Below are 22,517 nucleotides of genomic sequence, written 5' to 3' on the forward strand. Positions count from 1 at the left end.
CAGCGCCTGTCCCCGAGACCCCACCGGTGGTTCCGCCAACCAGTGTGTCCCCGTCAACTCAGGAGTCCGTGTACGTGCCTGCCATCATCGACAAGCTCCTCCGCATCGGCGAAGGCAAGATCGTCCGCCAGCTCCAGGGCATCTCCAAGGCCGTCAACGCCATCGAGGACGACTTCGTCGCGATGACCGACGACGAGCTGCGCGCGATGACCGACGAGTTCAAGGGACGACTGGCCGACGGCGAGTCCCTCGACGACCTGATGCCGGAGGCCTTCGCCACCGTGCGCGAGGCCGCCAAGCGGGTGCTGGGCCAGCGCCACTACGACGTGCAGATCATGGGCGGCGCGGCGCTGCACCTGGGCAACATCGCGGAGATGAAGACCGGGGAGGGCAAGACCCTGGTGGCGACGCTGCCGGCGTACCTCAACGCGCTCGCCGGCAAGGGCGTCCACATCGTCACCGTCAACGACTACCTGGCCAGGTACCAGTCGGAGATGATGGGTCGCGTCTTCAGCTTCCTGGGGCTGACCACCGGGGTGATCCTGCCCTCGATGCGCCCCGCGCAGCGCCGCGAGGCCTACAACTGCGACATCACCTACGCCACCAACAACGAGCTCGGCTTCGACTACCTGCGCGACAACATGGCCGACGCGATCGAGGACTGTGTCCAGCGCGGCCACAACTTCGCGATCGTCGACGAGGTGGACTCGATCCTCATCGACGAGGCCCGGACGCCGCTCATCATCAGCGGTCCGACCCAGGACGAGGTCCACTGGTACGCGGAGTTCGCCAAGATCGCCGCCCGCATGGTCCGCGACGTGGACTACGAGGTCGACGAGAAGAAGCGCACCATCTCGGTCCTGGAGCCCGGCATCACCAAGGTCGAGGACCACCTCGGCATCGACAACCTCTACGACTCGGTCAACACCCCGCTGATCTCGTTCATGAACAACTCCATCAAGGCCAAGGAGCTGTTCCGCAACGACAAGGAGTACGTCGTCATCGACGGCGAGGTGCTGATCGTCGACGAGCACACCGGCCGGATGCTGGCCGGGCGCCGCTACAACGACGGCCTGCACCAGGCGATCGAGGCCAAGGAGGGCGTGACCGTCCGCGAGGAGTACCAGACCCTCGCCACGGTGACGCTGCAGAACTACTTCCGCCTCTACGACACCCTCTCCGGCATGACCGGCACGGCGATGACCGAGGCGAGCGAGTTCGACAAGATCTACAAGCTCGGCGTGGTGCCCATCGAGACCAACAAGCCGATGTCCCGGGTCGACCAGCCCGACCTGGTCTACCGCACGGAGGAGGCGAAGTTCGCCGCCGTGGTGGACGACATCGAGGAGCGCCACCGCAAGGGGCAGCCGATCCTGGTGGGCACCGTCTCGGTGGAGAAGTCCGAGCTGCTCTCCAGGGCGCTGCGCGCCCGCGGGGTCCCGCACTCGGTGCTCAACGCCAAGGTGCACGCCGACGAGGCGAAGATCGTCGCCCAGGCCGGCCACAAGGGCGCCGTCACCGTGGCGACCAACATGGCGGGTCGAGGCACCGACATCATGCTGGGCGGCTCGGTCGAGTTCCTCGCCGACCAGGAGCTCCGCAAGAAGGGCCTCGAGCCCACCGGCGAGACCGCGGAGGCCTACGAGGCGGAGTGGCCGCTGGCGGTCGAGCGGACCAAGGCGCAGGTCGCCACCGAGCACGAGGAGGTCACGGCGCTCGGCGGTCTCTACGTGATCGGCACCGAGCGGCACGAGTCCCGCCGCATCGACAACCAGCTGCGCGGGCGATCGGGTCGTCAGGGCGACCCGGGGGAGAGCCGCTTCTACCTCTCCCTGCAGGACGAGCTGATGCGCCTGTTCAAGTCCGACTGGGTCGACCGGGTGCTCCAGGTGCTCAAGGTGCCCGACGACGTCCCGATCGAGAACAAGCGGGTCACCGGCGCGATCGCCAGCGCCCAGGGACAGGTCGAGGCGCAGAACTTCGAGTCCCGCAAGAACGTGCTCAAGTACGACGACGTGATGAACCGGCAGCGCGAGGTCATCTACGCCGAGCGGCGTCGGGTGCTCGAGGGGGCAGACCTCGAGGAGCAGATCCGGACCTTCATCGACGACGTGGTGAGCGCCTACGTGACCGCGGCCACCGCGGACGTCGCCGAGGAGTGGGACCTGGCGGCGCTCGGCACCGCGCTGGGCCAGCTCTACCCGATGACCGTGACGCTGGAGGAGCTGGAGAAGCGCGCGGGCGGCCGGGCCAACCTCACCCGCGAGATGCTCGACCGCGAGCTGCGGGCCGACGCGCAGGCGGCCTACGACCGGCGCGAGAGCGAGGTCGGCGAGGAGGTCATGCGCGAGCTGGAGCGGCGTGTGGTGCTCTCCGTGATCGACCGCAAGTGGCGCGAGCACCTCTACGAGATGGACTACCTGCGCGAGGGCATCTACCTGCGCGCGTACTCGCAGCGCGACCCGCTGGTGGAGTACCAGCGCGAGGGCTTCGACATGTTCGCCGTCATGATGGACGCCATCAAGGAGGAGTCCGTCGGCTTCCTGTTCCACCTCGACGTCGAGGTGGAGGAGGACGACGGGGCCGGAGAGGCCCCCGAGGTCGAGGAGGCCCCGGCTCAGCCCGTCGGCGCGATCGACATGGCCGCAGCGGCGGCTCACGCCCCGCAGGTTCGCGCCAAGGGGCTCGACAAGCCGTCGCGCCCCCAGCGCCTCACCTACTCCGCCCCGTCCGAGGACGGCGACGTCGAGGTCTCCGCGGAGGGTGCCGGAAGCGTCGACGACCCGTATGCCGGGGTGGGGCGCAACGCGGACTGCCCCTGCGGATCGGGCAAGAAGTTCAAGAAGTGCCACGGCGCTCCCGGCGGGCCCACCGGGCTGACGGCCCGCGCGAACGGCTGACGCCCTCAGCAGAACTCGAGGGCAGTGCAGACCCACCGGCCGCGGAAGGTCTCGAACCGGGCCGCCACGGCGCGCGAGCGCGCACCGTGGCGGACCCGTGCCGACGCCTCCACCACGTCGTCGGCCAGGAAGTTGAGCCGGACCGCGGCGACCCGCGACTTCGCCAGCCCGCGGCGTCGCCCCTGCCCGGGGACATGGCCCCCCGCCCGAGCCACCAGGTCGGCGCGCCGGGCCAGGTCCTGGTGCACGTCGCGGCGGGTCCAGCGGTGCAGCTGGGAGGCGGGCCGGTCGCCGGCGACGATCTCGACCGCGGCCTGCACGTAGCCGCTCACCCATCGCTGGACCTCCTCGCGCCGGTGCGCGGCCACCTCGACGAGGTCGGAGCCCGGGAGGCCCGGGCGGGCGCCCGGCACCGGGGGGTCCAGGTGCGGCACCAGCTCCAGGGCGAGCGTGCCCTGGACGGTCGCGATGGGGGCACGGGCGTGCAGGCGAGTGACGCTGGCACCGGGTCCGGGTCCGGGTCCGAGTGCGGGTCCGGGGGCGGGGACGGGGGCGGGGCGGCTGCTCATGAGGGGTCTCCCTGGGTGGTGTGGGGCAGCAGCAGTCCCTGCCCGGGGCGGATGAGGTCCGGGTCGTCGCCGACGACCCGGTGGTTGAGCCGGTGGATCTCGCGCCAGCGGGCGTCCACCTCGGCCGCGGAGGCGCCCCCCGGCAGCGTCGCGGCCGCGATGCTCCAGAGCGTGTCTCCGGGACGCACCACGTACGAAGGGCTCCCCAGTGCGGTCCGGATGGTCGCCGGTGGCTCCCCGGGCTGGGCGGGCGCACCCACCGCCGCCCGGTCGGGATAGGGCAGCCCCGAGAGGTCGGAGGGCTCCGAGGCCGCGGAGGCGTGCGCGGTGCCGGTCATGGAGGTGGCCAGCGCGATACCGCACAGGGCCAGCACGGCGCGTCGCACCCCGCTGCGGCCGGGCCGCGGCAGGCGGCCGCGCACGACGTCGAGCACGGTGAGGGAGGCGATCACCCAGAGCCACGCCAGGGACAGGGCGCCGGCCACGCCACCCACCCCCACCAGCAGGTCCTCGAAGTGGCCGGGGGCGCCCAGCGCGTCCCATCCGTGCGGGCCGGGGGAGCGCGCGGCCCGCAGACAGGCGGTGCCGCCTGCCCCTGCGGCCAGTGTCACCAGCAGCCAGACGAGGGCGCAGCGCTTGGTTGATCCCCGAGTCATGCGAACCCCTTCGTTTGCGTCCGTTTGCCTAACGTAGCGACGATTGAAGTTGCATGTCTCTGTTGTCCACAGGGCGACCGGGCGTCTGCGGAGGACCGTCCGCGGCCAGAATTGGCCCATGACCGGTGACGAGGAGCTCTTCGAGATGTTCGAGGACCTGGAGGCTCAGGCCGAGGCGCTCCAGCAGGCGGAGCGCGCCGTCGAGGTGGCGGACCGGGCTCGTGCCGAGTACGGCGCCGTGACCTTGGACGCCCGGCTGATGGCCTCGGTGGGCCAGGGCGTCGAGGCGGACGTGCTCGCGGTCGGACGGGTGGCCGGCGAGCTCGTCAGGGTGGGGCCGGGGTGGTTCCAGCTGGACGCGGTCGGCGGGACCTGGTGGGTGCGGACCTCCGCGGTCACCGCCCTGCGGGGGGCCTCCGACCGGGCGCTCCCCGAGCTGGCCTGGTCACCGGTCGACCGCCTCGGCATCGGGTCGGCGCTGCGCCGGCTCTCCGACGACCAGGAGCTCGTGGTGCTGCAGCTCGTGGACGGGGGACGTCACGAGGGGCGGCTCGGCAGGGTCGGGGCCGACTTCGTGGAGGTGGTCGGTGCCGGAGGACAGGCCGGGGGAGCCGTCCTGGTGCCCCTGGGCCACGTGGTGGTGTGCCGCACCGCCGGGGCCCCCTGACTCAGGTCGCCTCGTCGTCGAACGGGGGCCGCGCGCCCGCCGGGAGTGCGGCCGAGGGGGCCGGAGAGTCGACGTCGGCCATCGCCTCGATGATGTGCTTGCGGACGATCGTCCGCGGGTCGAGGTCCCGCAGCTCGAGGTCGGAGTACTCCGGACCCAGCTCGCTGCGCAGCTCGTCGCGGGCCGAGTTGGCCATCGCGCGGCCCTTGCGCACCAGCACCCCGGCCTGGCGGGCCAGCTCCGGCAGCCGGTCGGGCCCCAGGACGAGCACCGCGACGAACGCGATCACCGCCATCTCGGGCAGACCGACGCCGAACATGTCAGAACTTGCTGGTGGGCGTCAGGCCGAGCTGCATCCCGGCGAGGCCGCGACCCCGCCCGCTCAGCTTCTCCGCGACCCCCAGCAGCACCTGCGCCGCGGGCGCGGTGGGGTCGGAGTCCACGATGGGCTTGCCGGAGTCGCCTCCCTCGCGCAGCGACAGGTCGAGCGGCACCGAGCCGAGCAGGGGCACGTCGTAGCCGAAGCGCTCCCCGAGGGTGCGGGCGACCCGCTCGCCTCCGCCCGAGCCGAAGACCTCGAGCCGGTGCTCCTTGCCCTCCTCGGCGCAGTGCGGGCACGCCAGGAACGCCATGTTCTCCACCACGCCGACCACCCGCTGGTGCATCATCGAGGCCATGGTGCCGGCCCGCTCGGCCACCTCGGCGGCGGCCTCCTGGGGGGTGGTCACCACGACGACCTCGGCGTTGGGCAGGTGCTGCCCGAGCGAGATGGCCACGTCGCCGGTGCCCGGTGGCAGATCGAGCAGCAGGACGTCGAGGTCGCCCCAGTAGACGTCGGCGAGCATCTGGACCAGCGCCCGGTCGAGCATGGGGCCGCGCCACGCCACCACCTGGTCGCGCCGCGGCTTCAGCATGCCGATGGAGATCACCGAGACGCCCGAGGGCGTCGGGACCGGCATGATCAGGTCGTCGACCTGGGTCGGGCGGGCGTCGGCGACACCGAGCATCGCGGGCACCGAGTGGCCGTAGATGTCGGCGTCCACGACGCCGACCTTGAGGCCCTGCCCGGCGAGGGCCAGGGCGAGGTTGACGGTGACCGAGGACTTGCCGACCCCGCCCTTCCCGCTGGCGATCGCGTAGACCTTGGTGAGCGAGCCGGGCTGGGCGAAGGGGATCTCCCGCTGAGCCTGGCCGCCGCGCAGCGTCTCGCCGAGCTCGCTGCGCTGCTCGGGCGACATGACCCCCAGCGTCAGGTCGACGCCGGTCACCCCGGGGACCGCGGAGACCGCCGCCGTCACGTCCCGGTTGATCGTGTCCTTGAGCGGGCAGCCCGCCACGGTCAGGAGCACGGTCACCGCGACGTTCCCGTCCGCCGCGACCTCGACGCTGTCCACCATGCCCAGGTCGGTGATCGGCCGCTTGATCTCGGGGTCGTGGACGGTCGCCAGGGCGGCGTTGACCTGCTCGAGGGTGGGGGTGCTCATGGGAGTCAAGAGTAGTTCGTGCCCGGTGGCCGCGGGTCGTCGCCCGCCCGCTCGTCGTCGGCGCGCTCCCGGTGGTGAAGGTCGCCCAGCAGCTGGCGCAGCTCCGAGCGCATGAAGTCGCGGGTCGCGACCTCGCCGACCGACATCCGGAGCCAGGCGATCTCGCGGGCCAGGAACTCCATGTCCGCCTGCGACTGGGCGTTGACCCGCCTGTCCTGCTCGGCCAGCACCTTGTCCCGGTTCTCCTGGCGGTTCTGGGCGAGCAGGATGAGGGGAGCGGCGTACGACGCCTGCAGGCTCAGCATCAGGGTCAGGAAGATGAAGGGGTAGTCGTCCCAGCGCATCTCCGCCGGGGCGAGCAGGTTCCAGGCGATCCAGATCACGACGAAGGCCGTCATGTAGATCAGGAAGCGGGCAGTGCCCATGAACCGGGCGAACTGCTCGGCGAAGACGCCGAACGTGTCGGAGTCGTAGGCGCGGCGGGGGAGTCGGCCCCGGCGTCCCTCGAGCGGGGTGTCGAGTCGGGACTGGGTCCCACGGGTCTCGCTCATCGCCGCACCGCCCTGTCGCGCCAGTTCTCGGGGAGCATGTGGTCGAGCAGGTCGTCCACCGTGACGGCGCCGAGGAGCCGCCCCTCCTCGTCGACGACCGGCGCCGCGACCAGGTTGTAGGTCGCCAGGTGGGCCGCCACGTCCTCGATCCGGGCCTCGGGGGTGAGCGGGTCGAGCGAGTCGTCGACGGCCGCCGCCACCAGGGTGGACGGCGGCTCGCGGAGCAGCCGCTGGATGTGCGCCGCACCGAGGAGCCGGCCCGTGGGCGTCTCCAGGGGTGGGCGGCAGACGAAGACCAGGGCTGCCAGCGAGGGGGTGAGGTCCGGGTTCCGCACGTGGGCCAGGGCGTCGGCGATGGTCGCGCTCGGCGGCAGGATGACCGGCTCGGGCGTCATCATGCCGCCCGCGGTCTGCTCGGCGTAGGAGAGCATCCGCTTGACGTCCTCGGCCTCCTCCGGCTCCATCAGGGCCAGCAGGGTGGCCGCGGTCTCCGGAGGAAGGTCGGCGATGAGGTCCGCGGCGTCGTCGGCCGACATCTCCTCCAGGACGTCCGCCGCGCGCTGCGAGGTCAGTCGCTCCAGGATCTGGACCTGGTCCTCGTCCGGCATCTCCTCCAGCACGTCGGCGAGACGCTCGTCGTCCATCGCCGCCACCACCGCGGAGCGCCGCTCCTCGGGCAGGTCGTGGATGGCGTGGGCCGCGTCGGCCGCGCGCATCTCCGAGATGGTCGCGATGAGGTGGGTCGCCGGCTGGGTGTCCTGCCGGTGGGTAAGCCCGACCACGTCGCGCCAGTCGACGATGTAGGTCTGGCCGCGGCGGCGGAAGCTGCGCGACGGCTCGCGGACAGCGACCCGGCTCAGCACCCAGTCGCGGGTGCGGGCCTGCTCCATGGCGACGTCGTAGACGACGCCCTCGACTCCCGTCGGGGTGATCCGCACCGTCTTGTCGAGGATCTCCGCGATCGCCAGGGTCTCGGTGGCCCGCTGCTCGAAGCGCCGCATGTTGAGCAGGCCGGTGGTGTGGACCCGACCGGCGTCGATGTGGGTCACCCGGGTCATCGGCACGAAGATGCGGCGCCTGCCGAAGACCTCCGCGACGAGGCCGAGCACCCGCGGCGGGCTCGCCTCGGTGCGCATCGCGACCACCACGTCGCGGACCTTGCCCACCTGGTCCCCCTGGGGGTCGAAGATCGGCAGCCCGACGAGTCGGGCCACGTAGACGCGGCTGGGGGCGGTGCTCACGCGGTCACGCTACCTGCGACCGGCCGTCGCAGCGGTGAACCCGAGGGGAGCGTCGAGCACGGGCTAGGCTGCTGCCATGCGATTCGGGGCTTCCAGGACATCCGTCGGCACCCGTCGGGCGTGGGCGGCGACGCTGCTGCCTGCGTTGCTCCTCACGGCTCTCGCCGGCTGCGGGGACGAGGCCGCCGACCCCGACGCCGGGACGGACACCTCGGCGAGCCCCTCCTCGACGCCCGGCTCCTCGACGCCCGGCTCGTCGGCCTCCGCCGACCCCGACGCCCCGGACTGCGACGAGGTCTGGGTGGAGGGCGCCAAGATCCCCGCGGGGTACGCCGGCTGCAACGCCGAGGGCGTCTTCGTCGAGAAGGACGTGCTCTCCTGCTCCTCGGGGCAGTACCTGGCCCGCCACGAGGACCGCTACTTCGGCGTGCTCGGCGGCAAGGTGCGCGTCGCCAAGTCGACCCTGGCCCGGGACGACGGGTACCGTGCCTCGGTCGCCAAGTGCCGGGGCTGACCCCAGGCCGGCCGAAGCTCCCGTTCCACGGCGCCCCCTGCAAGTTGCCACTCCCGAGAGGAACCCGATGCTCCACCGTCGGCTGATCACGGTCATCGCCCTGTCCGTGACCCTGTGCCTGACCTTCGCCGCCCCCGGCCTCGCCCTGCCCGGGCAGGGTGTCCAGCAGGGTGCCGCGACGACGGGAGCCACCGTCCAGGCCTCGGGCTCCCTCGCCGCCGCGCCGGTGGTGCTGGCGCGCAAGAAGCTGAACAAGCGCGACAACAAGAAGAAGTGGCGCCGCACCTTCAAGCCGAGTGCCGGCGTGACCTTCAACAGCGCGATCGGCGAGGGCCGGGACCAGCACACGATCAACCGCAAGATCATCAACCTGATCGACGCCTCGCGCAGCGGCACCCGGATCCGGATCATGAGCTGGAACGTGATGTCCCGGCCGGTGACCCGCGCGTTGCTCAAGGCGCAGAAGCGGGGCGCCCTCCTCTACATCCTGATGGCCGAGGAGAACGCCGAGGCGATCGACAACGAGGTGTGGCGCGAGCTCATCGCCGGCATGAACGCGGTCAACGCCGCGAAGCCCGCCAACCGGCAGAGCTGGGCCAAGACCTGCGTGGCGTCGTGCCGCGGCGACAGCGGCCAGGCGCACAGCAAGTTCTTCCTCTTCAGCAAGGTGGGCCGGGCCAAGAACGTCCTGGTCCAGGGTTCCGCCAACCTGACCCACGCCGCCGCGGTCAACCAGTGGAACGACATCTACACCTCGGTCAACCGCAGGCGTCCCTACCAGTTCGCCAAGCAGATCTTCGACGAGATGGCGCTCGACGTGCCGGTCGCCAACCCCTACCGGGAGTGGAAGGGCAAGAACAGTCACCTGATCTTCCACCCGCTGATCGGCACGGGCGCCAAGGACCCGGTGCTCCGGCTGCTGCGGATGACCAAGTGCCGCGGCGCCACGAACACCGCCAACGGCCGCACCCAGATCAGGATCGCGCCCGACGTCATCCGCAACGCGCGCGGGATGCGCATCGCCACCAAGCTCCGCAGCCTCTGGGAGCAGGGGTGCGACATCCGGATCGGCTACACGATCAAGGGCGTCGACGTGGGCCGGACGCTCCGCGACAAGGGCGGCCGGGGCCCGATCCCCATGCGCCACCTCGTGGTGGACCGCAACGGGGACGGCGAGTTCGACAAGTACTTCCACCTCAAGGCGATGTCGATCATCGGCCACGTGAAGAAGAAGAAGAACAACTACGTGGTGCTCAACGGCTCCGCCAACTGGTCGGGCATGGGGGCGGTCTCGGACGAGAACGTCGGGATCTACTGGGACAAGAAGCTCACCAAGCAGTACGCGAAGCACATCGACTACTGGTTCGAGAACTTCCCCAGCAGCTCGCGGCGACGCACCGCCACCGCCGGTGACGGCGCGGCCGCCCGGTTCGAGCAGGGCCCCATCCACACCCCGGACATGCTGCTCTCCGAGGGGGAGGAGCTGGTCCCCGGCGTCGACCCCTACGCCAAGATGGACCTGGACTGACACCGGCGATGGTCGTGACCCCGTCGGGGGAGGATGCCCCGCGCGTCCTCACGGTCGATGAGACCGGATTGACGCTCACCGCCTCCCGGGACCGTGCCGTGGACGTGGTCTTCGACGAGCAGCGTGTCTGGTCGTTCTGGGTGCTCCGGGACACCGAGGCGACCGGCTCGCGGGGACGCCGGCGGCAGGTCGAGTGGCCCGCGCCCCTGCAGAAGTTCCTCGACGGCCGGACCCTGCTGACGGTGCGGGACTCCGCCTCGTCGGAGGTGCTCTGGCAGCAGGACGTCGCCTTCGGCACCTCCCCGGAGCAGATCCGGGTGGTGAACCGCCGGGGCGCCGCCGTCGGCATGGACAAGTCCGGACGGCTGGTCCCCACCTTCGACAGCCGCAGCGGTTCCGACATCGACGCACTCGTCGACGCCACCGAGGAGGTGCTGCGGGTCCTCGCCGCCGCGGGTGCCGAGCCGTTCCTCGCCTACGGCACCCTGCTGGGGGCGGTCCGGGAGGGTCGGGTGCTCGGCCACGACTCGGATGCGGACGTCGCCTACGTCAGTCGCTACCGCGACCCCGTCGACGTGTGCCGGGAGTCCTTCCGCCTGCAGCGTGAGGTGACCTCCTTCGGCTACGCCACCCAGCGCTACAGCGGTGCCGCGTTCAAGATCGAGGTCCCCGAGGGGGACGTGGTCCGCGGCCTCGACGTCTTCGGCGGCTTCTTCACCGGTGGTCGCCTCTACCTGATGGGCGAGGTGGGGGTGGAGTTCGAGGAGGAGTGGATCCACCCGCTCGGCACCGCGTCGCTCGAGGGCCGCTCGCTCCCGGTGCCCGCACAGCCCGGCAAGCTGCTGGAGGCGATGTACGGCCCGTCGTGGCAGGTGCCGGATCCGGCCTTCCAGTTCGCCACCCCGGCCCGCACCTCCCGGGCGCTCAACGACTGGTTCCGTGGGCTCCGGGTCAACGAGAAGCAGTGGCAGCGTCGCTACCTGCGTCGTTTCGACGAGACGCTCGAGCCCCGCGCCTCCAAGCTGGCCCGCCTCGTCGCCCGGGAGGCCGCCGAGCGCGGAGCCCAGGTGCTCGACGTCGGTGCCGGTGCCGGTCGTGACTCCCTCTGGCTCGCCCGGGAGGGACTCGACGTGCGCGCCTACGACTACGTGCCCGAGCTGCTGGAGCAGGGGGAGAGCCTGGCCACCGGGTACGCCGGCTCCTTCGCCGCGCGGTACCTCAACCTGGCCGAGCTGCGCTCGGTGCTGGCCGAGGGGGCCCTGCTGGCGCGCGACCCCCGGCCCCGGGTGGTGCTGGCCCGCAACCTGCTCGACGCCGTCGACCCGTTCGCCCGGGAGACCTTCGCCCGGTTCTGCTCGATGTCCCTGCGCGCCGGGGGAGCGGTGTTGGCCGAGTTCCACGTCGGGGAGTCCTCGGTGGATCGGGAGTGGCGGGTCGGCCGGGTGGATCCGGTGGCGGTCGAGGCGCAGTGGCGGGCCTGGGGGGCCACCCGGGTCACCCGGGAGGAGAACGTCCGCGGAGGCGAGGACGGCAGGGTCGACCGGCTCGTGGCAGAGTGGGGCCCGTGAACGTGATGGACACGGTGCGTGGCACCAGGATCGCCGAGCTGGAGCGCAGGGTCGCCGACCTCGAGGCCGACCTCGCGGAGCTCCGCCAGCACAACGTGCGGCTGGCCGAGCTGACCGACCTGGTGCAGGAGCTCCTCATCCCGATGGCGAGCCGCGACGAGCAGCGGATCTCAGAGGCGATCGCCCGGTTCAACGAGAGCCTCTAGTGGTCGAGCGGGTCTTCCTCCACATCGGGCTGCCCAAGACCGCCACGTCCTACCTGCAGACGATCATCTGGAGCAACCGCGACGCGCTGCGTGCCGCCGGGGTGGTCGTCCCGGGGCGGGAGCGGCGTGACCACCTCTGGGCGTCCCGGGTGGTCCGCGAGGATCCGCACCTGCACCGGCACCCCGAGCACCACGCCACCTCCTGGGGACGGCTGTGCGACGAGCTCGCGGGGACGACCGGGTCCGGCCTGGTCAGCCACGAGTTCTTCGCGGCGGCCTCGCCCCGGCAGGCCCGGGCCGCCGTCGAGGCGCTCGCGCCGGCCGAGGTGCACCTCGTGGTCACCGCACGGGAGCCCCTGGGCCTCTTCACGGCCAGCTGGCAGGAGAGCCTGAAGAACGGCGGGACCGTCGCGATGGCCGACTACGGGCGCTCCGAGTCGAGGAGCCCGGAGGCGATCTGGGACTGGCGGACCCTCGACCTGGCGCTGGTGCTGCACCGGTGGGCGAAGGCCGTGCCGCCCGAGCGGATCCATGTGCTCCCGCTGGACCCGGCGGCCCGGCGCGAGGAGATCTGGCACCGGTTCGCGGGAGTGCTGGGGGTCCGTCCCGACGGCTTCGACCTCTCCGACTCCTTCCCGAACGCCTCGATGGGGGTGGTCGAGGCCGAGACGCTGCGGCGCGTCAACCTCTCGCTCCGTGCCTCCGACCATCCCTTCGACCGCGCCTTCGACAAGGGGGTCTACCTGCGCACCTTCCTCGCCGACGAGAGGTTGGTTTCCCGGGGCGGGGAGAGGTTCTGGCCCGAGCCCGACCAGATCGAGGACTGCCGGGCCCGGGGGAGGAGCGCGGTGGAGCTGCTCGAGGCCGGCGGGTTCACCGTGCACGGGCGCGCGGAGCACCTGCTGGTCCCCGAGCAGCTCGCGCCGCGTCGGGTTCCCGCCTCGGTCACCGACAGCGAGGTCGCCGCGGTCGCCGTCGACCTGGTCGGCACCCTGCTCGACGACGTGCGCCGTCTGCGTACCGCGCAGACGGGATCGGCACCCGAGGCGTCGGGCGCCGGATCCCACGCTCCCGGCGGACCGGCCGGGCGGGCGGGGGTCGGCGTACGGCTACGACGTCTCTTGCGCCGGGAGGCCCGCCCGGCCGTGGCGCCGACGACGGGCCATCCCACGAGCCCAGCGGCCACGTCCTGACGCGGGACCGGTCCCCGGCACCTCCGGGTCGCGGTGCAGCTCGGCGTTGAGCCAGCCCTTGGGCTCGGCAGCCAGGCGGCCGAGCCCCTCGGTGAGCACCGCCTGCCGCTCCGCGGTCAGCGCCTCGGGCCGATGGGTCCCGTCGGTGGGATCGACGTCGACCAGGAGGCCGAGCTCCTCGAGGGTCTGGACGTCGTCGCGGGTGCTGGTCTCGTAGATCCGGCGCAGGTGCCGCTCCGCGACCTCACGGGGCAGGTCCTTGGCCACCAGGGTGCGCAGTGCCTCGGCGAGGGGCGCCCGGTTGGGCCGGAACCCCGCCGGGCCGGCGCCCACCATGGCCGTCCACTTCCGGACGAACTCGGCCCCCGAGATCGCGTCGTAGTGGAGGACCCGCAGCGCGGGATCCTCCGCCCTGGCCGCCACCCGGCCGTCCGCGTCGACCGCCTCGTGCAGGGTGAGTCGCAGCCCGGAGGCGGGCCGCACGCCGGACTTGCCCTTCACGTGCCCGTGGAAGTAGGAGGCGTTCGTCGGAGAGTCGAGGAGATCGAGGACGTGCAGCAGGTTGAGGTCCGCGTCGTCCAGCAGCCGTTTGAAGCGGGTGGGACGTCGCGGCGGGTCGGGCTCGCTCACCGCCTCCAGCGGAGTGAGCCACGCCGCCCCCGTGGTCGCGGGCAGCGCGTCCAGCAGCTGCCGGTCCCCGGCGAAGACCTCGTCCCCGTCGAGGTGGAAGACCCAGGAGGCCCACGGCTGGTCGGCGAGGACGTGCACCAGGGCGTTGGCGTTGATCCGCTGGCGCACGTTGAGGCTCTTGGGCCGCTTGCCCCGCCACCAGTCGCGTCCGGCCGGCACGGCGGTCACCTGGGGGACGGAGTCCAGCCAGGCGCGGACCTCTCCCTGCTGCTCGGCCGCAGGGGCGTCCAGGAAGACCACCATGTGGTCGACGCCCATGGCCAGGTTGCCGCGGACGAAGTGCTCGACGTTGGCCGGGCTGTCGAGGATCGTGGAGGCCGTGAGGAGCATGTCCTGAGCGTAGCCACTCCGCGCCGCCGGGGCGTCTCCAGGCGCCGCTCCCGAGCCGGTGGACCGGGGGCGCGGCCTGTGTAAACTCCGCGCATGCCCGATCCGAGCCACAAGGCCCGTGACGCCGGGCGCCGGGGGGTGGTAGCCGGCCTCATCGCCGTGTGCCTCCTGGCTGCCGTCGTCCTGGCCGCGGTCCTCGTCGAGGATCGTGGAGCCGCCCCGTCGGCCGACCCGACGCCCGCCGCGCAGGCCGACGCGCCGGCGTACCGGTCGGTGCGGGCCGACGGGGCGCTGCGCCCCCGAGCGGCGCGCCGGATCGCCAAGGCCCGGGAGACCTACCTGCGGACGGCCGACCTGATGCGCTTCGACACCGGCCCCCGGCCCTGGCGCAAGGTGTGGACGCCGGCCCAGCTGGCCGAGCGCAAGGCCGCCCGCGAGGCGAAGCGGGAGCGGATCCGGGCGCGCCGGGAGCGCAAGAAGATGCAGGGCGCGCCGTTCACGATGGTGGTGGGCACGTTCAACGTGCTGGGCAGCCAGCACACCGCGCCCGGCGGGGAGCGGCGCAGGTTCCCGCCCGCCTCGGTGCGCAACGGCCAGGCCGTGGGCTACATCCGCGGTCACGGGGTCGACGTGCTCGGGACCCAGGAGCTCCAGGACGACCAGCTGCGCGCCGTGCAGTCGATGACCGGCATGGCGGCCTACCCGGGCTTCGAGTGGGGCGTGCAGGAGACCGACAACTCGATCCTCTGGGACCCGGCGAAGTTCGAGTTCCTCTCGGGCGAGAGCTACACGATCACCTTCGTGGGACGGCCCCGGCCCCAGCCGATCGTCAAGCTGAGGCACAAGCTGACCGGGCAGCAGTTCTACGTCGTCAACACCCATCCGTCGCCGGGGCAGGGCAAGGCCCTCGGCGAGCGGCGCAGTGCCCAGGCGACGACGGTGGGGGTGATCAACCGGCTCAAGGCGGACGGGATCCCGATCCTGCTCACCGGCGACATGAACGACCGTCAGGAGTTCTACTGCCAGGTGGTGGGGCCGGCGGGGATGACCACCCCCCAGGGCGGCTCCTACGGCGGCGGCTGCCGGCCGCCGGGCGGGCATCTGGCCGTCGACTGGGTGGCCGGCGCCGGGGTGACCTGGAGCGACTACCGGATGGACACCTCGCCGGTGGCGCGCCGGGTCAGCGACCACTTCTTCGTCAGCGCCACCGCCCACGTGGACTGATCTCCCCGCGCGGCGCGCACCGGGGGCTTCGCTCTGGGGCTCGATCGGGGCATCCTGGGGAGAGCGCCCGTGGCCCGGGGACGAATTCCACGGTTGGAATTCGCGCGAAGGCCTTCCCTGGGGTTGTTGTGACTGGTGTGATGTGTGTGACTCGGGGCTGGTGGCCGTCCCGACTCTTGTCCCGAGCAGCAAGGAGCACCCTGTGATTCCCGCCCCCCTCTCCCGATCCCACCGTCCCCGCCGGCACCGCGGACTGACCGCGGCCGTAGGGGTGCTGGCGCTGACCGCCGGCACGGTCGGAGTCACCGGGCTGGGGGCGTGGGGCTCAGGCGCTGCGGCCGGCGCCCCGCTGGCCTCCGTCAACTTTCCCTCGGCGACGCCCACCCCGACGGTGAGCCCGAGCCCGACGCTGCCCACCACGACGCCGACGCCCACCGTGACGCCCACGGTGACCCCCACCGTGACGCCGACGCCGACGCCGACGCCGACGCCCACCCCCACCGTTCCGCCGGTGCCCACCCCGGAGCCGACCCTGCCGCCCTCGGTCACCGGCAGTGACATCACCGTCGTCCAGGCCAACCTCGAGTCCCCCCAGTCGGTGGTGGGCTTCCAGGGAGACGTCTTCACCGTCCGCTCCCAGGCCCCCGACCTCATCACCTACAACGAGGTCGCCTTCCGCCAGGACGTCAACCTCGCGCCGCCGCCGGGATACGCCATGTTCCGCACCCCCGGCCAGTACACCGGGGCCACCCCCGTCGCCTGGCGCACCGACAAGTGGAGCCCGCTCCTGCAGGGCACCGAGATCCTCTCCGACCACCGCGGCATCCCCAAGGGCAAGCAGACCGAGCTGGGTCGTCGCTCGGCCAACTGGGTCACCCTGCAGTCGCCCGAGGGGCGGATCCTCTCCCTGGTCTCCGCGCACCTCGCGCCGAAGACGAAGAACATGCCCGACGTGCGTCGACCCGGGGTGCAGGCGCTCGCGGCCCTGGTCGACCGGCTCGACGACCACGGTCCGGTCCTGGTCGGGGGAGACTTCAACATGCACCACCTGGGCTCCGACTACGCCGGCGACCTCTTCACCCAGGCGGGCCTGGTGCCGACCTACGACCTCCTCGGCACCCGCTTCCCGACCTACGACGGGAAGAACGCCACGATCGACTACATCTTCCTGAAGGGCACCGACCAGCTGCGCGCCGACGTGCACTACCCGGTCGAGCTCAACTCCGACCACAAGGCCGTGGTCGCCGGGTTCTCCTGGACCGTCGACGCCGCCGCCCTGGTCACCACCGTGCAGAACAACGCCGCCTCCCGGCGAGCCGTGCTCCGGGCGCTGCAGCAGCCCCTCCAGGACGCCAAGAAGGGCGACAAGGTGCAGCTCGCCACCACCCGCCTGGCGCTGCCCGCGCTCTACCGCGACCTGCTGAAGGCCGGAGAGCGTGGCGTCAAGATCCAGCTCACCACCCGCTCCGGCAGGCTCACCCCGCAGGAGGTCAAGCTCAAGCGCGCCCTCGCCGCCAAGAACGGCTCCTGGGTGCGTCGCTGCGGCAAGGGATGCAGCAAGAAGTGGACGCGCCTGGCCCGGCCCACCACCCTGATGCTGGTCCGCAGCGGCAACAAGCCGGCACTCCGGCTGGACGTCAACCGGCAGCTGCGCAAGTCGATCATCCGGCGGCAGACCCGGCTCTCGGAGAGCCGCGGACCGCTCAACCTGGCCGACGCCGGCAGCATCTTCCGCGACCTGCGCTGAGGTCGGACGCGGGCGGGCACGACTCCGGGAGGCCGGCGGGTGCCCGCCACGCGTGCGCCCGCCGGTGTTACTCGGGAGTTCGGCTAGCATCTGCCGACGCCCATCGACGAACGGAGTGACACGCATGCCCCGCCTCTGCCAGACCGAGGACCTCACCGAGGACCAGTCCGAGATCCTGAAGGCAGTGCGGACCTTCGTGGAGGAGAAGATCCTCCCGGTGGCCACCGAGCTGGAGCACGCCGACGAGTACCCGACCGAGATCGTCGAGGGCCTCAAGGAGCTCGGGATCTTCGGCCTGATGATCCCCGAGGAGTACGACGGCCTGGGCGAGTCGCTGCTCACCTACGCCCTGTGCGTGGAGGAGATCGCCCGCGGCTGGATGAGTGTCTCCGGCGTCATCAACACCCACTTCATCGTCGCCTACATGCTGATGAAGCACGGCACCGAGGAGCAGAAGCGCAAGTACCTGCCCCGGATGGCCACCGGCGAGGTGCGGGGCGCCTTCTCGATGTCGGAGCCGTCCCTGGGCTCCGACGTCTCGGCCATCTCGACCAAGGCCACCCGGATCTCGACGGACGGGGGCGATGAGGGCTACGAGATCACCGGCCAGAAGATGTGGCTGACCAACGGCGGGTCGTCGACCCTGGTGGCCGTGCTGGTCAAGACCGACGAGGGTGCCGACTCGGTCTACAAGAACATGACGACCTTCCTGGTGGAGAAGGAGCCCGGCTTCGGCGAGACCGCCCAGGGCGTCACGGTCCCGGGCAAGATCGACAAGATGGGCTACAAGGGCATCGACACCACCGAGATGATCTTCGAGGGTCACAAGATCTCCGCGGACCAGATCCTGGGTGGCGAGCCGGGCAAGGGCTTCTACCAGATGATGGACGGCGTCGAGGTCGGCCGGGTCAACGTCGCCGCGCGTGCCTGCGGCATCGCCAACCGGGCCTTCGAGCTCGGGGTGGCCTACGCCCAGCAGCGTGAGACCTTCGGCAAGCCGATCGCGGAGCACCAGGCGATCCTCTTCCGCATCGCCGAGATGGCCACCAAGGTCGAGACCGCCCACGCGATGATGGTCAAGGCGGCCCGCAAGAAGGACGCCGGCGAGCGCAACGACGTCGAGGCGGGCATGGCCAAGATGGTCGCCTCGGAGTACTGCAACGAGGTCGTCGAGGCCTCCTTCCGGATCCACGGTGGCTACGGCTACTCCAAGGAGTACGAGATCGAGCGGCTCTACCGCGAGGCCGCCTTCATGCTGATCGGTGAGGGGACCTCCGACATCCAGAAGATGATCATCGGGCGGAGCATGCTCAAGGAGTACAAGCTCCGCTGACCTCTAGGATCACCACCATGCCGGGCCGTCTCGTCCTCCACGTCGGAGCCATGAAGTCCGGCACGACGTTCATCCAGTCGCGCCTCTTCGCCAACAAGGCGATGCTGCGCCGCCGGGGTGTGCTCGTGCCGGGCCGTGAGTGGCTCAGTCAGGTCTACGCCGTCAAGCACCTCCTCGAGGGGCAGGGGCGGATGTGGGACAAGCACGCCGCGAAGGTCTCCGAGCACCCCGGTACGTCGGTCATCTCCATGGAGTACCTGGGCCCGGCGCGCCCGGCCGCGGCCCGGCGGGTGCGCGAGACGGTCGCGGGCGAGATCGAGGTGGTGATCACCGCCCGCGACCTCAACCGCTCCATCGCGGCGATGTGGCAGGAGACCCTGCAGAACGGCCGCACCTGGACCTGGCAGGAGTACCTGGACGGGATCGTCTCCCAGCGCCCCGGCCACCGGGACCCCGACGCCCCGGTCGCCGAGGCGGGGCGGACCTTCTGGCGCCAGCAGAACCTGGTACGGATGGCCCGCACCTGGGGCGAGGCGGTGGGGCCCGAGAACGTGACGCTGCTGACGCTGCCGCATCCCGGCGCGCCCCGGAACCTGCTCTGGGAGCGCTTCGCCTCGGTGCTCGGCACCGAGCCCGAGGGGTTCGCCCCCGCGCCCACCCAGAACGAGTCGCTGGGCGCCGCCTCCGCGCTGGTGATGCGCCGCCTCAACGAGCTCCTCGACGAGCACGGGCTGCCCTTCCCGGCGGGGACGCCGTTCCGCAAGGGGCTGCTCTCCAAGACGATCCTGGCCGGCCGCAAGTCCGCCGAGCCCTCGATCGGTCTGCCGGTGGCTCCGTGGGTGCGTGAGCACGCCGACGAGATGGTCCAGGGCCTCCAGCGGCTCGGCGTGCGGCTGGTGGGGGACTGGGCGGAGCTGGCGCCGGTCGAGGTGCCCGGCATCGACCCCGCGACCGTCCCCGAGGCCGAGGTGACGGAGGCCGCGCTCGTCGGCCTGGCAGGCCTGTTGGCCGACGTGATCCGCCGCGACGACGAGGAGCGGGCACGGGCGCGGGCCGAGGCCGGCCGGCCCGGCTGAGGGGGAACCCGGCTGACGGAGTGGGTGAGCCGTGGCACAGTTGGCCTCGTCCGCGAACCCCACGTGCACCACGGAACGGAGCTGTCATGAGCAACGACGACCTCAAGGCCAAGATGCGCGAGGCGCTGGAGAAGAAGAACGGCCAGGAGCGCGGTGTGCACCAGGACGGCCCCGTGCAGGAGAAGGCACACGGTCCCGAGGTGACCGGCGGCGCGGCCCCCAAGATGCACCGCCGCAAGGCCGGCGGCGGCGGCGCCTGACCGAGGCGGCGCCCGCGTCCCTGCCCGCGTCCCTGCCCGGGGTGGGCAGGGCGCGGCGCCGTCCGGCGCATGCGGCAGGATGTGACGCATGAGCCACAGCAAGACCAACCCGGGCAACTACTTCGAGGACTTCAGCCTTGGCCAGGTCATCGAGCACGCCACCCCGCGCACGGTCACGGAGGGGGATCGCGCCCTCTACGGCGCGATCTACCCCACCCGCTTCGCCGTGCCGTCCTCCGCCGAGTTCGCGGCCTCGGTCGGTCTCGCGGAGCACCCGGTGGAGGAGCTCATCGGGTTCCACATCGCCTTCGGCAAGACCGTGCCCGACGTGTCGCTCAACGCGGTCGCCAACCTGGGCTATGCCGAGTGCCGCTTCCACCGCCCGGTGGTCCCCGGCGACACGCTCCGGACACGCTCGGAGGTGATCGGTCTCAAGCAGAACTCGAACGGTCGCACCGGGGTCGTCTGGGTCCGCTCCACGGCGACCAACCAGCGGGGGGAGACGGCCCTGGACTGGGCGCGCTGGGTGATGGTCCACAAGCGGGACAGCGACGCGCCGGCGCCCGAGACGGTCGTGCCCGCGCTCGCCCCGGTGGTGGAGCCGGCCGACCTGCCCGTCCCGGCGGGTCTCGACTTCACCCGGTACGACGTCGCCGCCGCGGGCGAGCCGCACCGCTACGACGACTACCAGGTGGGGGAGCGCATCGACCACGTCGACGGCGTCACCCTCACCGACGCCGAGCACATGATGGCCACCCGGCTGTGGCAGAACACGGCCAAGGTGCACTTCAACACCCAGGCCCGGCCGGACGGCAAGCGCCTCGTCTACGGCGGGCACGTGATCTCCCTCGCCCGGGCGCTCTCCTTCAACGGACTCGCCAACGCCCAGCTGGTGGCGGCGATCAACGGCGGCTCCCACGTCTCGCCGGCCTTCGCCGGGGACACCGTGCACGCCTGGTCAGAGGTCCTCGACAAGGCCGAGGACCTCGCGCCCGGGGTGGCCGCGCTGCGGCTGCGCCTGGTGGCGACCCGGGGCAGGGACGAGTCGATGACGCTGCGGGGTGCGGACGGGAAGCACGCCGAGGGCGTCCTCCTCGACCTCGACTACTGGGCCCTCGTCCCGCGCTGATCCCCGCTGTCCGGGGTGGGGGTCACTTCCGCCCGAGGGCCTGCAGCGGCTGGATCAGCCGGTTGGGGACGAGCCGGGTGGCGGCGATGATCGCCTTGTACTGCCTCCCGGGGATCGAGAAGGCCCGGCCGCGGGCGTGGTCCCGCAACGCCTGGCGGACCAGGTCGTCGGCCTCCAGCCACATGAAGTCGGGGGCCGAGCCGCGGCCGACGTCCATCCGCTCGTGGAACTCGGTCCTGGTGAAGCCCGGGCACAGGGTCGTCACGGTCACTCCCCGGGGCCGGTACTCCGTGGCCGCCCACTCCCCGAACCGGTTGACCCAGGCCTTCGCGGCCGAGTACGTGCCCCGGGGCAGGAAGGCCGCGACGCTGGAGACGTTGATGATGCCGCCGCGGCGGCGCTCCACCATCGCTCCCAGGGCGGCGTGGCTGAGCCGCATCACGGCGGTGACCAGGACGTCGAGCATCTCGGTCTCGGCGTCCACGGGGTTGTCCAGGAAACGGCCCTTGAGCCCGAAGCCGGCGTTGTTGACCAGCAGGTCGACCGGCCGGCCGCGGTCCGCCAGTCGCTCCTCCACCCGGCGCAGCTGCTCGCGGTCGGCGAGGTCGGCCGGCAGGACCTCCACGGCGACGCCGTAGCGCGCGCCGAGCTCGGAGGCCTCGTCCGCCAGGCGGGCGTGGTCGCGCGCGACGAGCACCAGGTCGTGCCCGCCGGCGGCGAGCTGGTGGGCGAAGGCGCGTCCGATGCCTGCGGTGGCGCCGGTGACGAGCGCGGTGGGAGTGGTCATGAGCTCAGCATTCCGGTGTGGCGGGCTTGCAGCAAGCGCCGTCGGCACAGGAGGGTCGTGTCATGACGACGACACTGGCGGTAGCGAACCAGAAGGGCGGGGTCGCCAAGACGACCTCGGTCGCCTCGATCGGCGCGGCCCTGGTGGAGGAGGGCCACTCGGTCCTGCTGGTCGACCTCGATCCTCAGGCCTGCCTGACCTTCTCCCTGGGCATCGACCCCGAGGACCTGGAGCTCTCGCTCCATCACGTGCTGGCCAAGGGGATCTCCGCCGCGGAGGTGCTCCTGGAGACCCTTGACGGGCCGCACCTGCTGCCGGCCACGATCGAGCTCGCCCGTGTGGAGGCGGACCTGCTGACCCGCACCGGCCGCGAGCACGTGATCCGCACCATGCTGGAGGAGCTCGCCCGCGACGGCGCGGGCTACGACTGGGTGCTGCTGGACTGCCCGCCGTCGCTGGGGGTGCTGACGGTCGGTGCGCTGACGGCGGCCGACGGGGTCGTCGTGCCCCTGCAGTGCGAGACGCTCTCGCACCGGGGGGTCGGACAGCTCCTCGACACCGTGCACGACGTACGGCGCTTCACCAACCGGGACCTCGCCGTCTGGGGGGTGCTGCCCACCATGTACGACGGTCGCACCAACCATGCCCGCAAGGTGCTGGAGACGATCTCGGAGACCTACGACCTGGCGGTCATCGAGCCGCCCATCCCCAAGACCATCAAGTTCGCCGAGGCTCCCGCGGTCGGCCGCTCGATCCTGTCGACGTCGCGCACCAGCAAGGGCGCCACGGCATACCGCGAGGTGGCCAGGAGCCTGATCGCCCGGGCGGAGCGGCAGCCGGCAGGTCGCCGCTGACGCGTCGGCG

At 71.8% G+C, this 22,517-nt stretch carries 22 protein-coding genes; 14 read left to right on the top strand and 8 right to left on the bottom strand.

Going from position 1 to position 22,517, the window contains the following annotated elements; genetic code table 11:
* Positions 1 to 74 precede the first annotated feature (74 nt).
* A complete protein-coding gene (gene secA / locus AC3X7R_RS07470) occupies positions 75 to 2,900 on the top strand; it encodes a preprotein translocase subunit SecA (RefSeq protein ID WP_489964947.1) in 2,826 nt (941 codons plus the stop codon).
* A 5-nt stretch (positions 2,901 to 2,905) separates the two neighbouring features.
* On the opposite strand, the gene AC3X7R_RS07475 is transcribed toward secA, so the two are convergent.
* The gene (locus tag AC3X7R_RS07475; RefSeq protein ID WP_489964948.1) at positions 2,906 to 3,469 is read right to left on the bottom strand and encodes an Rv3235 family protein; all 564 of its coding nucleotides are present in this window, start codon (positions 3,467 to 3,469) and stop codon (positions 2,906 to 2,908) included.
* Positions 3,466 to 4,125 carry a LysM peptidoglycan-binding domain-containing protein gene (locus tag AC3X7R_RS07480; RefSeq protein WP_489964949.1) on the bottom strand — a complete coding sequence of 220 codons (660 nt, stop codon included), beginning with the start codon at positions 4,123 to 4,125 and terminating at the stop codon, positions 3,466 to 3,468. The genes AC3X7R_RS07475 and AC3X7R_RS07480 overlap by 4 nt, the downstream gene beginning before the upstream one ends.
* Positions 4,126 to 4,243: 118 nt before the next feature.
* On the opposite strand from AC3X7R_RS07480, the gene AC3X7R_RS07485 reads away from it, so the two are divergent.
* On the top strand, positions 4,244 to 4,792 hold the full coding sequence (locus AC3X7R_RS07485) for a hypothetical protein (protein ID WP_489964950.1): 549 nt from the start codon (positions 4,244 to 4,246) through the stop codon (positions 4,790 to 4,792).
* A 1-nt stretch (position 4,793) separates the two neighbouring features.
* On the opposite strand, the gene AC3X7R_RS07490 is transcribed toward AC3X7R_RS07485, so the two are convergent.
* From AC3X7R_RS07490 to AC3X7R_RS07505, 4 genes are read right to left on the bottom strand one after another with little or no spacing between them, the layout of a single operon-like run.
* The gene (locus AC3X7R_RS07490; RefSeq protein WP_489964951.1) at positions 4,794 to 5,111 is read right to left on the bottom strand and encodes a sec-independent translocase; all 318 of its coding nucleotides are present in this window, start codon (positions 5,109 to 5,111) and stop codon (positions 4,794 to 4,796) included.
* 1 nt (position 5,112) lies between these two features.
* Entirely contained in the window at positions 5,113 to 6,276 is a 1,164-nt protein-coding gene (locus AC3X7R_RS07495; protein ID WP_489964952.1) for an Mrp/NBP35 family ATP-binding protein, read from the bottom strand.
* Between the two features lie 5 nt (positions 6,277 to 6,281).
* Positions 6,282 to 6,827 carry a DUF1003 domain-containing protein gene (locus tag AC3X7R_RS07500; protein ID WP_489964953.1) on the bottom strand — a complete coding sequence of 182 codons (546 nt, stop codon included), beginning with the start codon at positions 6,825 to 6,827 and terminating at the stop codon, positions 6,282 to 6,284.
* Positions 6,824 to 8,068 (bottom strand): magnesium transporter MgtE N-terminal domain-containing protein, encoded by a 1,245-nt coding sequence (locus tag AC3X7R_RS07505; protein WP_489964954.1) that lies wholly within the window; start codon positions 8,066 to 8,068, stop codon positions 6,824 to 6,826. The genes AC3X7R_RS07500 and AC3X7R_RS07505 overlap by 4 nt, the downstream gene beginning before the upstream one ends.
* Positions 8,069 to 8,144: 76 nt before the next feature.
* Here AC3X7R_RS07505 and AC3X7R_RS07510 point away from each other — a divergent pair, with 76 nt between their 5' ends.
* The 5 genes from AC3X7R_RS07510 (at position 8,145) to AC3X7R_RS07530 (ending at position 13,077) form a co-directional block, all read left to right on the top strand.
* Complete coding sequence (locus AC3X7R_RS07510; protein WP_489964955.1) at positions 8,145 to 8,582, top strand: hypothetical protein; 438 nt, start codon at positions 8,145 to 8,147, stop codon at positions 8,580 to 8,582.
* Between the two features lie 67 nt (positions 8,583 to 8,649).
* On the top strand, positions 8,650 to 10,110 hold the full coding sequence (locus AC3X7R_RS07515) for a phospholipase D-like domain-containing protein (protein WP_489964956.1): 1,461 nt from the start codon (positions 8,650 to 8,652) through the stop codon (positions 10,108 to 10,110).
* A gap of 68 nt (positions 10,111 to 10,178) precedes the next feature.
* Positions 10,179 to 11,678: a LicD family protein gene (locus tag AC3X7R_RS07520; protein WP_489964957.1), complete on the top strand. Its 1,500-nt coding sequence runs from the start codon at positions 10,179 to 10,181 to the stop codon at positions 11,676 to 11,678.
* Between the two features lie 5 nt (positions 11,679 to 11,683).
* Entirely contained in the window at positions 11,684 to 11,884 is a 201-nt protein-coding gene (locus AC3X7R_RS07525; RefSeq protein ID WP_489965136.1) for a DUF6752 domain-containing protein, read from the top strand.
* On the top strand, positions 11,884 to 13,077 hold the full coding sequence (locus AC3X7R_RS07530) for a hypothetical protein (protein WP_489964958.1): 1,194 nt from the start codon (positions 11,884 to 11,886) through the stop codon (positions 13,075 to 13,077). Before AC3X7R_RS07525 ends, AC3X7R_RS07530 begins: the two co-directional genes overlap by 1 nt.
* Here the strand turns inward: AC3X7R_RS07530 and AC3X7R_RS07535 are convergent.
* On the bottom strand, positions 12,994 to 14,097 hold the full coding sequence (locus tag AC3X7R_RS07535; protein ID WP_489964960.1) for a glycosyltransferase family protein: 1,104 nt from the start codon (positions 14,095 to 14,097) through the stop codon (positions 12,994 to 12,996). The genes AC3X7R_RS07530 and AC3X7R_RS07535 overlap by 84 nt on opposite strands.
* Before the next feature lie 93 nt (positions 14,098 to 14,190).
* On the opposite strand from AC3X7R_RS07535, the gene AC3X7R_RS07540 reads away from it, so the two are divergent.
* The 6 genes from AC3X7R_RS07540 to AC3X7R_RS07565 all read left to right on the top strand — a co-directional run bounded on the left by AC3X7R_RS07540 (position 14,191) and on the right by AC3X7R_RS07565 (position 20,866).
* Complete coding sequence (locus AC3X7R_RS07540; protein WP_489964961.1) at positions 14,191 to 15,321, top strand: endonuclease/exonuclease/phosphatase family protein; 1,131 nt, start codon at positions 14,191 to 14,193, stop codon at positions 15,319 to 15,321.
* A gap of 202 nt (positions 15,322 to 15,523) precedes the next feature.
* Positions 15,524 to 17,068, top strand: coding sequence for an endonuclease/exonuclease/phosphatase family protein (locus AC3X7R_RS07545; RefSeq protein WP_489964962.1), 1,545 nt, complete (start codon positions 15,524 to 15,526; stop codon positions 17,066 to 17,068).
* A gap of 124 nt (positions 17,069 to 17,192) precedes the next feature.
* Positions 17,193 to 18,401 (top strand): acyl-CoA dehydrogenase family protein, encoded by a 1,209-nt coding sequence (locus tag AC3X7R_RS07550; protein WP_489964963.1) that lies wholly within the window; start codon positions 17,193 to 17,195, stop codon positions 18,399 to 18,401.
* Positions 18,402 to 18,418: 17 nt separating this feature from the next.
* Positions 18,419 to 19,477 (top strand): hypothetical protein, encoded by a 1,059-nt coding sequence (locus AC3X7R_RS07555; protein WP_489964965.1) that lies wholly within the window; start codon positions 18,419 to 18,421, stop codon positions 19,475 to 19,477.
* An 86-nt stretch (positions 19,478 to 19,563) separates the two neighbouring features.
* Positions 19,564 to 19,737 carry a DUF5302 domain-containing protein gene (locus AC3X7R_RS07560; protein ID WP_489964966.1) on the top strand — a complete coding sequence of 58 codons (174 nt, stop codon included), beginning with the start codon at positions 19,564 to 19,566 and terminating at the stop codon, positions 19,735 to 19,737.
* Positions 19,738 to 19,825: 88 nt separating this feature from the next.
* Positions 19,826 to 20,866, top strand: a complete 1,041-nt coding sequence (locus AC3X7R_RS07565) for a MaoC family dehydratase (RefSeq protein WP_489964967.1) — start codon at positions 19,826 to 19,828, stop codon at positions 20,864 to 20,866.
* A gap of 22 nt (positions 20,867 to 20,888) precedes the next feature.
* Here the strand turns inward: AC3X7R_RS07565 and AC3X7R_RS07570 are convergent, their stop codons facing one another.
* Entirely contained in the window at positions 20,889 to 21,653 is a 765-nt protein-coding gene (locus AC3X7R_RS07570) for an SDR family NAD(P)-dependent oxidoreductase (protein ID WP_489964968.1), read from the bottom strand.
* A 62-nt stretch (positions 21,654 to 21,715) separates the two neighbouring features.
* Between AC3X7R_RS07570 and AC3X7R_RS07575 the strand changes: the two genes are divergently transcribed.
* Positions 21,716 to 22,507, top strand: coding sequence for a ParA family protein (locus tag AC3X7R_RS07575; RefSeq protein ID WP_489964970.1), 792 nt, complete (start codon positions 21,716 to 21,718; stop codon positions 22,505 to 22,507).
* The last annotated feature ends 10 nt before the right edge of the window (positions 22,508 to 22,517 follow it).

The sequence above is a fragment of the Nocardioides sp. Z22_16 genome, assembly GCF_058134365.1.